General features: G+C 70.0%; 10 protein-coding genes. 5 read left to right on the top strand and 5 right to left on the bottom strand.

Features of this window, described 5'->3' with window-relative positions:
- Positions 1-135: 135 nt before the first annotated feature.
- On the bottom strand, positions 136-1,026 hold the full coding sequence (locus tag GF068_RS28305) for a tRNA1(Val) (adenine(37)-N6)-methyltransferase (protein ID WP_153822605.1): 891 nt from the start codon (positions 1,024-1,026) through the stop codon (positions 136-138).
- A gap of 103 nt (positions 1,027-1,129) precedes the next feature.
- Between GF068_RS28305 and GF068_RS28310 the strand changes: the two genes are divergently transcribed.
- Together GF068_RS28310 and GF068_RS28315 are read left to right on the top strand one after the other, a co-directional pair.
- The gene (locus GF068_RS28310; RefSeq protein ID WP_170319727.1) at positions 1,130-1,816 is read left to right on the top strand and encodes a DUF4336 domain-containing protein; all 687 of its coding nucleotides are present in this window, start codon (positions 1,130-1,132) and stop codon (positions 1,814-1,816) included.
- An 8-nt stretch (positions 1,817-1,824) separates the two neighbouring features.
- Positions 1,825-2,511: a DUF4336 domain-containing protein gene (locus GF068_RS28315; protein WP_153822607.1), complete on the top strand. Its 687-nt coding sequence runs from the start codon at positions 1,825-1,827 to the stop codon at positions 2,509-2,511.
- Positions 2,512-2,544: 33 nt separating this feature from the next.
- Here the strand turns inward: GF068_RS28315 and GF068_RS28320 are convergent, their stop codons facing one another.
- Positions 2,545-3,138, bottom strand: coding sequence for a hypothetical protein (locus tag GF068_RS28320; RefSeq protein WP_153822608.1), 594 nt, complete (start codon positions 3,136-3,138; stop codon positions 2,545-2,547).
- Positions 3,139-3,365: 227 nt separating this feature from the next.
- Here GF068_RS28320 and GF068_RS28325 point away from each other — a divergent pair, with 227 nt between their 5' ends.
- Both GF068_RS28325 and GF068_RS28330 read left to right on the top strand, forming a co-directional pair.
- The gene (locus GF068_RS28325) at positions 3,366-4,130 is read left to right on the top strand and encodes a hypothetical protein (RefSeq protein WP_153822609.1); all 765 of its coding nucleotides are present in this window, start codon (positions 3,366-3,368) and stop codon (positions 4,128-4,130) included.
- A 103-nt stretch (positions 4,131-4,233) separates the two neighbouring features.
- Entirely contained in the window at positions 4,234-5,784 is a 1,551-nt protein-coding gene (locus GF068_RS28330; RefSeq protein WP_153822610.1) for an alkaline phosphatase D family protein, read from the top strand.
- Here the strand turns inward: GF068_RS28330 and GF068_RS28335 are convergent.
- Both GF068_RS28335 and GF068_RS28340 read right to left on the bottom strand, forming a co-directional pair.
- Positions 5,781-6,767, bottom strand: a complete 987-nt coding sequence (locus GF068_RS28335) for an OmpA family protein (protein WP_153822611.1) — start codon at positions 6,765-6,767, stop codon at positions 5,781-5,783. The two genes, GF068_RS28330 and GF068_RS28335, sit on opposite strands and share 4 nt — an antisense overlap.
- A gap of 61 nt (positions 6,768-6,828) precedes the next feature.
- The gene (locus GF068_RS28340; protein ID WP_153822612.1) at positions 6,829-7,704 is read right to left on the bottom strand and encodes a PDZ domain-containing protein; all 876 of its coding nucleotides are present in this window, start codon (positions 7,702-7,704) and stop codon (positions 6,829-6,831) included.
- A gap of 650 nt (positions 7,705-8,354) precedes the next feature.
- Here GF068_RS28340 and GF068_RS46485 point away from each other — a divergent pair.
- A complete protein-coding gene (locus GF068_RS46485) occupies positions 8,355-12,716 on the top strand; it encodes a M36 family metallopeptidase (protein ID WP_153822613.1) in 4,362 nt (1,453 codons plus the stop codon).
- 125 nt (positions 12,717-12,841) lie between these two features.
- Here GF068_RS46485 and GF068_RS28350 read toward each other — a convergent pair whose 3' ends face one another.
- On the bottom strand, positions 12,842-14,479 hold the full coding sequence (locus tag GF068_RS28350) for a hypothetical protein (RefSeq protein ID WP_153822614.1): 1,638 nt from the start codon (positions 14,477-14,479) through the stop codon (positions 12,842-12,844).
- Between the last annotated feature and the right edge of the window lie 16 nt (positions 14,480-14,495).

A 14,495-nucleotide genomic window follows, 5' to 3' on the forward strand; every position in this document is an offset into this window, starting at 1 on the left:
GCGACGCGCCAAGGACCGAAGAAGCAAAGATTCTTACAGCCCTCGGCCGGCCTCATCAAGGGCGAAAAACCGCTTGTGTTCGTGGAGCTCCGCTCGGGGTTCGATTTTCCGAGCGGAGGCGGGACCGATAGTTTTTTAACGCTCGACGGGCATTCCCATGGCGCGGCGTACGTCGTCGAACGCGGCGGTGAAACGGCCATCTTTGCCGCGTAACACGAGGGGCGGCTCGATTTCGGGGCTGCGGGCCGCGGCAGGGCGGCGCATCACGTACACCGAGAAGAGCGGGTCCTTGCCCTCGCGCGGGACGACGTCGCGGTAACGCTCGAGCACGAGCCCGGCGCCCACGGCCGCGGCCTCGACGCGCGGGCGCTGGCGCGAGGCGGCGCAACCCACGAACGGCGCGCCCTCGGCGAGCAGGCGCGAAGCGGCGAGGGCGTAGTCCTCCACGCCGCCGCGCCATTCGAAGCGGCACGGGCCACATTGCACTTTGCTCGACTCGATCCCCGTCCCCTTCGGCAGATACGGCGGCGTGCCGGTCACGAGGTCCGCGCCCTCGAGGCCCTCGGTCGTCGCCGGTTCCCGCAGATCGCCGAAACGCACGGCGCACCGATCGTCGACGCCGTTCCAGGCGAGCGATCGCCGCGCGAGGCCGGCGCTCACGTCCTGCGCCTCGACGCCCGTCACGCGCGCCTCGGGGAAAGCCCAGGCGACGAAGAGCAGGACGGTGCCGATGCCGCAGCCGAGGTCGACGGCGCGGCGCGGGGGCGTCGGCGAGGCCACCTGCTCGATTGCATACCAGGCCGTGACGAGGTCGTCGGCCGACCAGCGGTGCCCGTCGACGCGCTGGAGAATACGGAAATCGCCGGCGAGGTAGCAGAGGTCCTCGCCGGGGCCGGGCCAGACGTCGTCGCGATCGGGTGTCCTCGGGCGCGGGCCCGGCGCGATCCAGCCGGCGGGGCGGCGCGCCGGGCGCACGATCCCCGCGCCCTTGGCGACGGGGTGGTCAGGGTCTCCTGCAGGCAACATGGCGGTCCTCTCTACCACGAGGACGGGGCTACGGCTTCGAGAACGACAAGCCCGAAGCGCCCTGCTACCGTGGGCCGAACACGACGCAAAACGAAGGATGTTCATGGCCGAGCTCGTCTCCATCGCCGAGGACCTCTGGGCTGCGACACACCCGCTGCGGATTGCCGGGGGCGTCCGCATGGACACGCGGATGACCGTGGCGCGCCTGCCGGGCGAGAGGCTCTGGATCCATTCGCCCATTCCGATCGACGACGCGCTCGCCGCCGCGCTCGAGGAGCTCGGGAAGGTCTCGTACCTCGTCGCGCCGAACCTGTATCACAACCTGTTCCTCGGCCCGGCGTCGGCGCGTTTCCCCGAGGCGCGCGTGTTCGCGCCGCCGGGGCTCGCGAGGAAGATCCCCTCGCTGCGCATCGACGAGGCGCTCTCGGCCGCGCCGCCGGACGCGTGGGCCGGCGTGATCGATCAGCGCCTCGTCGAGGGCGCGCCGCCGATGGAGGAGGTGGTCTTCCTCCACCGGCCGAGCCGCTCGCTCGTCGTCTCGGATCTCCTGTTCAACATCCAGCGGCCCGAGGGCCTCGGGACGAAGTTCGTGCTCACGTTGATGGGCACGCGCGGCAAGCTCGCGCGGAGCCGCGCCTGGAGCCTCATCACGAAGGACAAGGCGGCCTGGAAGGCCTCGGTGCGCGAGGTGCTCGCGCTCGATTTCGAGAAGATGATCATGGCGCACGGCGACGTCGTCGCCGACGACGCGAAGGCGCGGGTGAGCGAAGTCCTGCGCCCCTACCTGTGAGAGACATCATGGCCGAGCTCGTACCTCTCGCCGAAGACCTCTGGGCCGCGGAGCACCCTCTGCGGTTCGCCGGCTTTCTCCGGATGAACGCGCGGATGACCGTGGCGCGCCTGTCCGGCGGAGAGCTCTGGGTGCATTCGCCCATCCCGATCGACGATTCGATGGCCGCCGCGCTCGCGAAGCTCGGGCGCGTCGCGTACCTCGTCGCGCCGAACCGGTTTCACAACCTGTACATCGGCGCCGCGTCGGCGCGTTACCCCGAGGCGCGCGTCTTCGCCGCGCCGCGCGTCGAGGAGAAGATCCCCTCGGTCCGCATCGACGAGGTGCTCTCCGCCGATCCGCCCGCCGCGTGGGGCGGCGACGTGGAGACGCGCCTCGTCGAGGGTGCGCCGATGATGTCGGAGGTGGTCTTCCTGCATCACGCGAGCCGGACGCTCATCGTCACCGATCTGCTCTTCAACATCGAAGAGCCCGAGGGGCTCGTCTCCAGGGTCGTTTATGCGGCGATGGGGACGAACGGCAAGCTCGCGATGGGGCGGGAGTGGCCGCTGATCGCGAAGGACCGCGCGGCGCTGCGGGCGTCGGTGCGCGCGGTGGCCGGGCTCGATTTCGATCGGCTGATCATGGCGCACGGGAGCGTGGTGGCCGAGGGCGCGAAGGACCGGGTGAGCGAGGCGTTGCGGTCGTATCTTTGAGCCGTCCCGCTCGTCGCGCTCGGTCGTCGAGGGTCAGACGGATCCGTACATCGCGGCGAACGACGCCGCTTCGCCGCGCAGGAGGATGTCGATCCGCGAGCTCGTGTTCGCGTACGTGTGCAGCTTGCCGTTCCGCACGTCGAGCACGGCGGGCACGTATTCCGGGTGGCCCTCGCAGAGGCCACGCGAGAGGAGCGCGAGGATCACGGCGGTGCGGCGCGGGGTGAGCGGCTCGCTGCGGAAATACAGCTTGATCAGGTGCCTCTTGCCCTGGATGACGAGGCCGAGCTCGGGGTTCACGTCGATCTCGAGCGCTCCGAGCGAGAGGCCCGCGCGCGGCGGCTCGAAGAAGTTCATCGCGCCGTCGGCGAGGAACGAGCGATATCCCGCGATGACCAGCGGATAATGTTTCTGTCGCTTCTCGTCGTCCTGCGCGCGCGTGATCTCGTGCAGCGTGGAGACGGGGAGGCCCGAGCGGTGCATCTCCACGATGGCTTCCCGGATCGGACGATAAAAGTCCGTGCTGAGCTCGTCCTTGCGCTCCTTGTACTCGCGCACGCCGGTGAGCTTCGGCGTCCCGGACTTCAGCACGAAATCGACGAAGTACGTCAGCGAGACCTTGTCCATCGGCTTCTCCCTGGCTCTCGGCGGCGCCCCCGGCCCATTGCCGTCACGCGCCGTCCGTTGTTTCCAGATGATAACACGGAACCTCCGTCCGTCACGGTTTTTCATTTTATGACGTGATGAACAATGTCCGACCGATGCAAGGACGAAAAATGTCCGGTGTACGGGGTGCGGGATTGTCCGCCCTCGGAGCTTGTCGAATGACCCACGCTTCTGGTACACACTCCGGCATGACGTTTCGCGCCTCGCGTTTCTTGGCACCTGCTCTTCTCGCCCTGTCCGTCGTCGCGTGTGGTGGCACGGTATACACCTCGACGAAGACGGCGGAGCCCGTGCTCATCGCGCGCGCGGAGTCTCCCGCCGAGGTGCGCGCGGCCGTGATCCGAGCGATGGCAGGCCGAAAATTTTCGGCCCTCGGCGAAGAGCCGGGGAAGATCTCCGCCCGCCTCGACAAACGCGACATCACCCTCGACGTCGACATCGAGTACTCGGGCACGCAGTACGTCGTGAAATACGTGAGGAGCACCGGCCTCGCGACGAAGCCGGGCCCGAACGGCGAAGTGCTCGTCGATGGGCACTGGTCGGGGTGGGTCCGCGGCCTGAAGTCGCGCATCGGCGAAGAGCTCCTCGTGCCCAAAAAAGAGGCCGCCGAGACGGCGCAACGCGAGCGCGAGTACCAGCTCCTCCTGGAGCAGCACAGGACGGCGCAGGCTCAGGCAAACGCCCAGGCTGCCCAGGCGGCCTCGCAGCCACCACAGGCCCAGCCCGCGCAGGGCCAGGCGCCCGTCGTGATTCAGCCGGTCATCCCGGTTCCGTTGCCCTCACTCCCCGCGGGTGGCGTGAACGTGAGCCGCTCGACGACAAAGGGCAGCCAGACAATCACGTGCTGCATCAACGGCGCGTTTTACGCGTGCCCCAGCCAAGAGGCGTTCAAGAAGTGCATGAGCCTCGGCCCGCACGAGTGCACACGCGACGCGAGCAAGAGCTGCAAGTAACCGCGTCCTGCATGTGTTCGTGACGGGGCCCCGGGCGAACGGCCCATCAGGCTCGCATGGCTTGCCATCGCCGCCGCCCCGGGTGATCCTTGCGCCGCGCCTCATGTCCACGCCTCCTCGCCCGCTCTTCCTGCCTCGACGCGATTTCCTCCTCGGCTCCCTCTCCGCGCTCGCGCTCCCCTCCTGCGCGGGCTCGTGTGGCTCGCCCGGGATCGTGACGCCCGCGTCGGCGCGGCCCCTGCTTCCGTATGGCGTGCAGACCGGTGATCCCACGGCCGCCGGCGTCGTGCTCTGGAGCAAGACGGACCGGCCGGCGCGTATGTTCGTGGAATGGGGGACCGACGAGCGGCTCGGCGACGCGCGAAAGCTCGAGGGCCCGCTCGCCACGGCGGAGGGCGATTTCACGGCCCGCGTGGAGCTCCAGGGCCTGCCGCCCGGGAGGCGTATCCATTATCGTGTGGTCTTCGAGGCGGACGACGCGGGGCGCGCCCGGAGCGAGCCCACCCTCGGATCGCTGCGCGCGCCGCCCGGGCCGGGGGAGGACGTGCGGATCGTGTGGTCGGGCGATACGGCGGGGCAGCATTACGGGATCGACGTGGCCCGCGGCGGGATGAAGACGTATGCCTCGATCGCGAAGGTAATGCCGGATCTGTTCATTCATTCGGGCGACCGGATCTACGCGGACGACCCGCTCGCGGAGTCGATCGATCTCGCGGATGGGTCTGTCTGGAAGAACCTCGTCACGCCGGCGAAGTCGAAGGTCGCCGAGACGCTGGAGGAGTTCCGGGGCAATTTCGCGTACAACTTCCTCGACGAGAACGTGCGGCGCCTGCACGCGGCCGTGCCGACGATCGTGCAATGGGACGATCACGAGGTGCACAACAACTGGTTCCCGGGGCAGGTCCTCGCGGATTCGAGGTACACGGAGCGGCGGGCGTCGGTGCTGGCCACGCGCGCGAAGCAGGCCATGTTCGAGTATGCGCCGATGCGGCAGGGGCCCATTCATCGCTTGCTCTCGTACGGGCCACGCGTGGACGTGTTCGTGCTCGACGCCCGGAGCTTCCGGGGCCCGAATGGGGCGAATCGGGAGGAGAAAGCGCCGGCCGCGGCGCTCGGCGAGGCGCAGACGACGTGGCTCCGGGAGGCGCTCGCGCGGTCGACGGCGACGTGGAAGATCATCGCCTGCGATCAGCCGCTCGCCCTCGTGATTCCGGACGACGCCACGACGCAGGAGGGGTTCGCGAACGGGGAGGGGCCGCCGCTCGGGCGCGAGCTGGAGATCGCCTCGATTCTTTCGTTTCTTCAGGAGCAGAAGATCAAGAACGTCCTGTGGGTCACGGCGGACGTGCATTACGCAGCGGCGCACCATTATCATCCTTCGCGGGCGAAGTTCGCGAGGTTCGATCCCTTCTGGGAGTTCGTCGCCGGGCCGCTCCACGCGATGACGTTCGGGCCCGCGCCGCTCGACGAGACGTTCGGGCCGGAGGTGAAGTTCCAGAACCGAAGGCCCGGGGATCCGCCGGTGGGGCCGGAGGGGGGCAAGCAGTCGTTCGGGATGCTCGCGATCGACGGCAAGAGCGGGCGGCTCCGCGCGTCGCTGCACGACGGAGACGGCAATGAAATGTGGGGCGTCGAGATCGAGGCGGAGGTTTAAAGCGCCTTCCAGCCGAACGTGACCGGGCCCTGCGGCAGGCGCGGCGGGTCGAGGGCGAGGATGTAATCGACGCGGCGGTTCTTCGCCTCGGCGACCTCGTCCCCCGTCTTCACGATCGGGCTGTGCTCGCCGAACCCCTCGTAGGCGACCTGGATCTTCAGGCCGCGGCCGCGGAACCAGGCGGCGATCGCGCGCGCGCGTTTGCGCGAGAGGGTCAGGTTGTGCTCGGGGCTGCCGACGGTGTCGGTGTGGCCCGCGATGAAGAGCGAGATCCCTTTGAGGTCCTTGTGCTTCGTCAAGGCGTCCTTGACCTTGTCGAGGCTCGCCTCGAGCTTCGGCACCTCGCTGTCGCGGATCTTGTCCGAGTCGGTCTCGAAATTGACCTCCTCGTGGTCGATCTTCACGTTCCAGGGCGTGATCGCCACGCCGACGTAGTTGCCCTCCGTGTCGTGACCCCAGACCTCGATCCGCGAGACGGTCTCGGCGCGGATCGGGCTCCAGTCGACCGCGAGCGCCGTGCCAGGCGCCGCGCCGTCGAAGCCCTTCGCCGCGTTCGCCAGGACCTTGCCGGACTCGCCGATGACCTGGAGCTCGACCTTGCACGCAGGCCGCGTGAGCTTGACCTCGAGCCGATGAGCTTCGATGTCGACGCGTGACCGATCCACGCTGATTTCGAGCTTCTTTTTCGGCCCCGCGGCCGCCGCGCCCGCCTTGGGCTCGCAGGAGATGGACGGCGCCTTCGGGGCCTCGGCGAGCTCCGCCGGGGCGGGTTTGTCCTCGGCCGGCGCGGGGGCCGGCGCCTCGGCGGGCTCGGGCTTTGGGGCCTCGTCCGTCGTCGCGGGCGGGGGCGCTTCGGGCGTCGCCTCGGCCGTGGTCTCGGGCGCGGGCGCGTCGGGGTTCGTCTGGGCTCCCGCGCCGCCGCAGCCGCAAACGAGCGCGAGCAAGGCCCAGGGCGCGACCTTGGAGGTTCGGAGGATCGCCATGGAGAACGTCTACCAAAAGCCCGACGGCGACTCCAGGGTTTCGTGGACGCCCTCCGAGGGGTCACTTCGGCCAGCGGACGTCGAGGACCACACGGCGGCCATTGCGGAGGAGCTCGAAGACCGCGGCCCCCTTTTCGCGGGAGGCCGCGTAGCCGCGGAGCGCGCGCTCGGGGCTATCGACGCCGTAGCCATTGACGGAGACGAGGACGTCGCCCGGCTGCACGCCCGCGAGCGCCTCGATCGAGTCGGGGCCGAGCCGCGAGACACGCACGCCGACGGCCCTCCCGCCCTTGTGGACCGGGCTGATGCGCGTGCGGAGGTCGGCGCCGCTGTCGAAGAGGGCCTTGCCGAGGTTCGCGCGCACGAGGAAGATGTCGAGGCCGGCCTCGCGCAGCTTGTGGACGCGCGCGAGCAGGGCGTCGGGATCGTGGACCTCGGGCGAGAGCGCGGCGAGCACGCTCGTGAGGGCCGGGACGCTCTCGTCGTCGAGGGAGATTTTCGCGCGCGGGGTGGGCGGCGCGGGTGGCGTTGCGTCTCGCTTGTGGTGCCGCTTCTTGCGTGGTTTGTCCCGGGGTTTGTCCTGGGGCTTTTCGCGGTGCTCGGCCACGCGCTCGGCCGAGGTGCGCAGCTCGATGAGGCGCCGCGCCGTGTGCACGAAGACGTGCGTACTGAACGCGAGGACGCCCAGGGTGAGCACGACGAGCGTGGGCGGAACCCAGCGCATGAGGGCGTCTTTGACGTGGCGGCGCGAAGCGGGCTTTCGGGCGGCGGCGCGCGCGACGATACGGCAGGCCTCTCGCAGGCAAGGGTCGCAGGCTTCGACGCCCGGGCTCTCGAGGTGGAAGGGTTCTTTGCAGAGCTTGCAGATGTGCGCTTGCTCGACGTGCGGCGCGGAGCAGGTGGGGCAAGCGGGGGTGCGGTAAGGCTCGCTCGACATGGAGGGTCACGTCATCAAGTTCGGTGCCACGTCCAAACGAGCGGGTTTTGCCGTGGGAACACGCGGCCCTGCGCGCCGAGGCCGCGACATTCCGGCGAAAGGGCACGAGTTCGGCTGCCAAAATGGCAACCGTCCGCGAGGCGCGCGGTTTTCCGTTGCAGCAAGAATTCGTCCGATGCGGAGGATGAGGATGAGGAGGACGCGGGCGACCGGTTATCTCGCGGCGTGAGCAAAATGCGTCGAGGCGACCCATTTCATCGGTCGAGCGCAGGCGGCCAAGAGGAAGGAATGGCCGACCCCCATCGAACGCGCAGCGTCGGGGAGCACCGCGGAGACCCGATCTTCACCCTCCTCGTGGACGCGCCGAGCCTGGAGGGGTGAGGAGGGCGCCCTCGGGATGGGTCGCGCCGCGCACGGATCCTCGGTGGTCTTCGCGCTTTTTCTCGGGCGTCAGGCCCGTAGCGGATCCAGGCCGCCGAAGCCGCGCCGCGGCAGGCCTGGAACGGCTTCCCTTCCGTGCGGGAACCGGGTACAGGAGATGTACCCGGCGCGACGGGCGCCAAACCTTTGTCCGAAATCACCGAAAACGTACATCGCTCGCGGCGCCTGCCTGCGGGAAGATACCACGAAGATTCTGGCGTGGAGGAATCATGAAGCGCTCTGCTCGATATGCCACGGCTCTGATCACGCTGCTCGCCGGCTCCGCGGCGCACGCGGGGGACATGGAGCTGCCGAATTACCATGCGTACGATGACGCCCCTGCGGTCGCGGTGAGCCCGCTGCAGAACCAGCACCTGGCCGGGGTCTCTGGCGTGACGGGCGTGGACGAGAAGCGCGGCGTGCCGACGTTCTTCTGGGCGCCGAAGGGCGGCTGGAAGGCGCCGGGCGCGCTCACGGCGAGGCCGGAGGCGTCGGCGCGGCTCTACCTCGAGCGTTACGCGGGGCTCTACGGCGTCGGCAAGCGCGTGATCGACGCGGCCATGCCCGTGGTGGTGAACGAGCTGACGGGCGGGGGCATCATCGTGGTGTTCCGCCAGAAGGTCGACGGGATCGACGTCTTCCAGAACGACGTCAAGGTGCTGATGACGCAGGGCCGCGAGCTCGTGGCGATCGCCGGCAACCTGCACGCGTCGGCGGCGCCGGGCATGAAGCGCGGCAAGAACTTCAAGCTGACGCCCGTGACCGCGGTCGCCCGCGCGTTCAACGATTTCTTCGCGACGAAGGTGCCGGTGAGCGCCTTCAGGGACATGAAGAAGATCGAGCATGATTATGCCTTCTTCGACGTCGTCGAGAACGACGAGACGCGCGCGGCGAACATCACGCTCACGCAGCCGGCGCGCATCAAGAAGGTCTATTTCCCGATGCCGGATCGGCTGGTCTCGGCGTATTACGTCGAGGTCTGGGGCGGCGAGAAGGGCGCGCTGACCTCCGAGCTTTATGCGTACGTGGTCGCTGCCGACGACGGGCGGCTGCTCATGCGCGCCAGTCGCACGCACGACGCGGCGCACACGTACCGCGTCTGGACGGACGGCCCGCCGAAGCTCACGCCGATGGAGGGGCCGATGGTCGATTTCGCCCCGCACCCGACGGGCGTGCCCGACGGCTCGGCGCCGGCGTTCACGGCGCCGACCCTGGTCACGGTCGACGGCTTCAACACGAACCCGGTGGGCACCTTCGATCCGTGGCTCCCGGCCGGCGCGATGGACACCAACGGCAACAACGTCGAGGCGTACGTCGATCACACGCTGCCGGACGGCCTCAGCGCGGGCGATTATCGCGCCGACGTGACGGCGCCGGGCGTCTTCGATCGTGTCTACGACACGTCCCTGCAGCCGAACGTGTCGCAGGACCAGGTGAAGGCGGCGATCACGCAGCTCTTCTTCCTGAACAACTACCTGCACGATTACTGGTACGACTCGGGCTTCAACGAGGCCGCGGGCAACGCGCAGGTGGACAACTACGGCCGCGGCGGCCTCGGCAACGACTCGCTCCGGGCCGAGGCGCAGGACGGCTACCTCAACAACCCGCCCTCGCTCGACAACGCGAACATGAGCACGCCGGCCGACGGCAGCCGGCCGCGCATGCAGATGTTCGTGTGGAGCGGCAAGCCGAACGCGAGCCTGACGACGAACCCCGGTGGCACGACGACGGCGGTCGGCGTCGCGGGCTTCGGGCCGCAGACGTTCGACATCGGCCCGGCGGACCTCGCGCTCGCGCTCGACAACTCCACGGACACGACGAACGAGACGCCCGGCACGTTCAACGACGCCTGCCAGGCGCTCGTCGGTAACTACACCGGCAAGATCGTGCTTTTGGATCGCGGCTCCTGCGATTTCGTCGTCAAGGTCAAGAACGTGCAGAACGCGGGCGGCGTCGGCGCGATCGTCGCCAACCACCTCACGCCCGGCCTGCCCCCGAGCCCGATGGGCGGCACCGACGCGACGATCAACATCGGCGCGCTCGGCATCACGAAGGACCAGGGGGACGCGCTCAAGGCGGCGCTCCAGGCGGGTCCGATCGCGGCGACCCTGTTCCGCGGGGAGACCATCCAGCGCGACGGCACGATCGACAACGGCGTGGCCGCGCACGAGTGGGGCCATTTCATCCACAATCGCCTCGTCAACGTGTCCTCGGTCCAGGCCCGCGGGCAAGGCGAGGGCTGGGGCGATATCGTCGCGTTCCACATGCTCATCCGTGAAGGCGACGATCCGAACGGCGTGTACGCGACGGCCGTCTACGGCGGCGCGACGTTCGGCGACAGCGCGTATTTCGGCATCCGCCGGTACCCCTACACGACCGATTTCACGAAGAACGCGCTCACGTTCAGGCACATCCAGGCCGGCGAGCCGCTCCCGGTCGGCATGCCGATCCAGCCGCTCGCCGCCGAGAACGAGGAGGTGCACAACACCGGCGAGATCTGGGCGACGATGGTGCTCGAAGGGTACGCGAAGCTCCTCGAGGACGTGTACGCCGCGACGCCGCGGCACACGTTCGACCAGGCCAAACGCAAGATGACCGATTACCTCGTCGGCGGCATGCAGCTCGCCCCGTCGAACCCGACGTTCACCGAGCAGCGTGACGGCATCCTGGCGACGGCCATCGCGTCGAACGTGGATGACTTCGAGGACCTCGCGACCGGCTTCGCCCTCCGCGGCGCCGGGTCGTGCGCGATCTCGCCGCCGCGCAACTCGACGGACAACGTGGGCGTGACCGAGAGCTACGAGGCGGCGCCGCAGCCGGTGCTCGTCTCGGTGAACGTCGACGACAGCGTGCTCTCCTGCGACAACGACGGCGTCATCGACGGCGGCGAGGTCGGAAACGTCGTCGTCGCGGTCCGCAACCAGGGCTGGGGCCCGCTCGCGGGCGGCACGGTCACGGTGAGCTCGACGAACCCGAACGTGTCGTTCCCGAACGGCGCGACCGCGGCGCTGCCGACGACGAACGTCCTCGCCGAGGGCTCGGCGACGATCCAGATCGCCCTCGCGAACTCGGTCGCGGCGATCACGGACCTCGAGCTCAAGGTCGACGTCTCCGCGCCGGGCTCCTGCACGCCGACGATCAGCAGCACGTCCCTGCGAAAGGCCCATTTCGACGACGTGCCGGAGTCGGCCACGATCGAGAACTGGGAGTCGAACCTGGAGACCTGGTCGGCGAAAAACGCGTCGGGCCCGAGCACCGAATGGGACCGGATCCAGCCGTCGACCACGTCGTCGAACGTCGTCGCGCACGGCAATGCGCCCTCCGGCGTGCACGACGAGCGGTACGAGTCGCCCGACCTCGTGGTCGGCAATGGCAACCTGACGATGTCGCTCGTGCACCGGTATCAGTTCGAGCGCAGCGGCACGCCGGCCGTGAACTGGGACGGCGCCGTCATCGAGGTCTCCGCGGACGGCGGCCAGACCTGGTCCAACATCAACATGTTCGCGAACCTCGGCGCCAATTACAATGGCAACATCGGCAGCCCGATCGCGAGCAACCCGCTGCTCGGCCAGCAGGGCTTCACCGGCCAGAGCGCAGGCTTCGCGAACGGGAGCAACATCACGACGAGCGCCAACCTCGGCACGCAGTTCGCCGGCCAGACCATCCGGGTCCGCTTCCGCATCGGCACGGACGAGGAGGTCGGCACCCTGGGCTGGTTCATCGAGAGCGTGTCCTTCAACGGCCTCGCGAACATGCCGTTCTCGAGCATCGTCGCGGACGAGGGGATGTGCGGCGTCGACCCGAACACCCCGCCGATCGCGGACGCCGGGCCGGATCAAACCGTGACGAGCGGCGACAGCGTGACGCTCGACGCGTCGGGCAGCTCGGATCCCGACATGGACGCGTTGACGTTCGCCTGGACGCAGACGGCCGGGCCGGGCGCGACGCTGAGCGCGCCGAGCGGCACGACGACGGACTTCGTCGCGCCGACGGTCGCGATGGATACGGTGCTCACGTTCGAGGTGGCCGTGAACGACGGCCAGGCGTCGGCGGTGGACACGGTCGACGTGCTCGTGCAGCCCCCGGCCGGGACGAGCAGCAGCTCCAGCGGCACCGGCGGTATGGGCGGCGCCGGCGGCATGGGCGGCGCTGGCGGCATGGGTGGTGAAGGTGGCGTCGGCGGCGGCATGGGCGGCGCTGGTGGTGCCGGCGGCGGCATGGGCGGCGCTGGTGGTGCCGGCGGCGGCATGGGCGGCGCTGGCGGCATGGGCGGTGAAGGCGGCGTCGGCGGCACTGGCGGCATGGGCGGCGCTGGTGGTGCCGGCGGTGCCGGCGGCGCTGGTGGCATGGGCGGCGACGGCGGCATGGTCGCGGCCGGTGGCATGGGCGGCGCGGGCGGCGACGGCGGCGCGGGCACCGGCACCGGCACCGGCACCGGCGGCGGCGTCGACGACACGGTCGTCGTCGGCGGTTGCGGCTGCTCGGTGCCCGGCGACGAGGCGCCGGCGCGTGGCGTGGGCGCCATGGGCGGCCTGCTCGCGATGGTGGGCGCCTGGATGGCCAAGCGCCGCCGCAGCAGCAAGCGGTCCTGAACCACGAAAGGGAGAGGCGCGTGTACACCCGCGCCTCTTCGGCCCCGCCCGCGTCGTCCTCGTGACGGCGCGGGCGGCGTCTTTTTGTGGTCCGCCCGGATCGCAGCGCCGAGAGGGCGCGAAGATCAGGGTTTGGCCGGGCGACGCGCGACGACCTCGAGCGCCCCCTCGAAGGGCGCGCGCTGGGCCGCGAGGGCGCGGACGAGGTCGTTCATCGAGGGCAGGTCGTCGGCGACGAAGACGAAGCGATAGACGCCGGGGCTCTTCTGGGTCGAATACACGAAGGCGCGCGTGAGCCGGGCCTCGGCGGTGATCGCGGCGACGGCGGCGGCGCCGATGTGCGGCTCGAAGCGCGCGAGCTCGTGGATGTGCGCGTGCGTCAGGAAAAACGCGCCGCCCCAGTGAGGGCGCGCGGCGAAGAGGTTCAAGGTCTCGGGGGCGCGGAGGACGTCGGAGGCCCTGGCGCCGCCGAGCGAAGAGGCCATCGCGGCGCCGTCGAGGGCGTGAAACGCGGGCCAGAAGCCGGGGGCGACGACGGCGACGAGGGGGCGGGCGTGGGCGATGGGCGGCATGCCGCCGGGGAAGGCCTCCCGGACGGACGCGAGGAAACCCGCGGCGAACCCGGGGTCGTGCAGGCCCTGGCCCTCGGCGAGGCGCGCCTCGAGGAAGGGGAGGGCGGCCTTGGCGACGCGGTCGATCGTGGGCTCGGCGTAGAGGCCGAGGGGCGCCGCGAGCTTCTTTTGAAGAGCTCCCGGATCGAGCCGAGCGAGGGACCTGGCGGTGCCGAGCGCGGTGGCGAGGGCCTCGTCGAGGACCGCATACGACGCCGGGGCGAGGGGGTCGTTCGTCTCGACGAACGCGCGGGCGAGGGCGGCGAGGCGCTCGTCGGGGGCGGCGGCGTGCAGGTGGTGGAGCATTTCGTGGACGACGACGGGGGCGCGGTCCTCGGGTTTTTCGCCGGCCGGCATCTCGATGACGGCGTGGCCGCCGATCTGGCGGGCGGCGTCGACGGAGCGGTGGGCGGGGCGGGCCATGAGGTGGAAATGGAGGGGCGCGCCGTCGGGGAGATCGGCCCCGTAAAACCCGGCGAGGGCCTCGACGTGGCCGGTGAGGCCCTCGCGCTGGAAGAGGGCGGCGAGCCTCTCGGCGGATTCTTCGCAATGGGCGCGGCCCTCGCGCTCCCAGTATCGATCGAATCGAGGGCGGAAATGGTCGACGAGGGCCTGCGCGCGCAACGCGCCCTCGGGCGAGGTGACGAGGCCGAGGAAGCGGACGTGCTCGTCGGGCGTGCGGGAGACGAGGCCGGCGATGGCGAGGCGGGCGGCGACGGTGCGATCGGCGTGGGGGAGGGGGAGGGGGGCGGTGGGGGCCTTCGCGGAGGGTTCGATGCGTCCGCTCCAGGATTCGCGGCTCTCGCGGAAGGCCTCGAGGGTGCGGCGATCTTCGTCGTCCCAGCCGAGCTCGTCCTGCCAGAGGGCCTCGTAGGCGGCGCGGGAGCAGGGGTGGCGGCCGGCCATGCAATCGAGCTGGTAGACGAGGTTCGGGAGGGGATCGGCGTGAAAGACGAGGCGGAGCTTCCGGCCGCGGGCCTCACGCTCGAACGAGGGGCCTGGCGCGGCGCCGGGCTTCGCCGTCTCCGGGGCGCGTTCGGGCTCGATGCGCGCGGGCTCGGCCTTCGGCGCGGGGGAGCACGCGGCGAGGCCGAGGAGCACGAAGCGGGCGAGGGACCTGGGCGCGATTCGAGGGGCCGGGGGGGAGGCCATGTGCCGAGAGCGTGGA

This window comes from Polyangium spumosum, assembly GCF_009649845.1.
In the GTDB taxonomy this organism is placed as follows: Bacteria; Myxococcota_A; Polyangia; order Polyangiales; family Polyangiaceae; genus Polyangium; species Polyangium spumosum.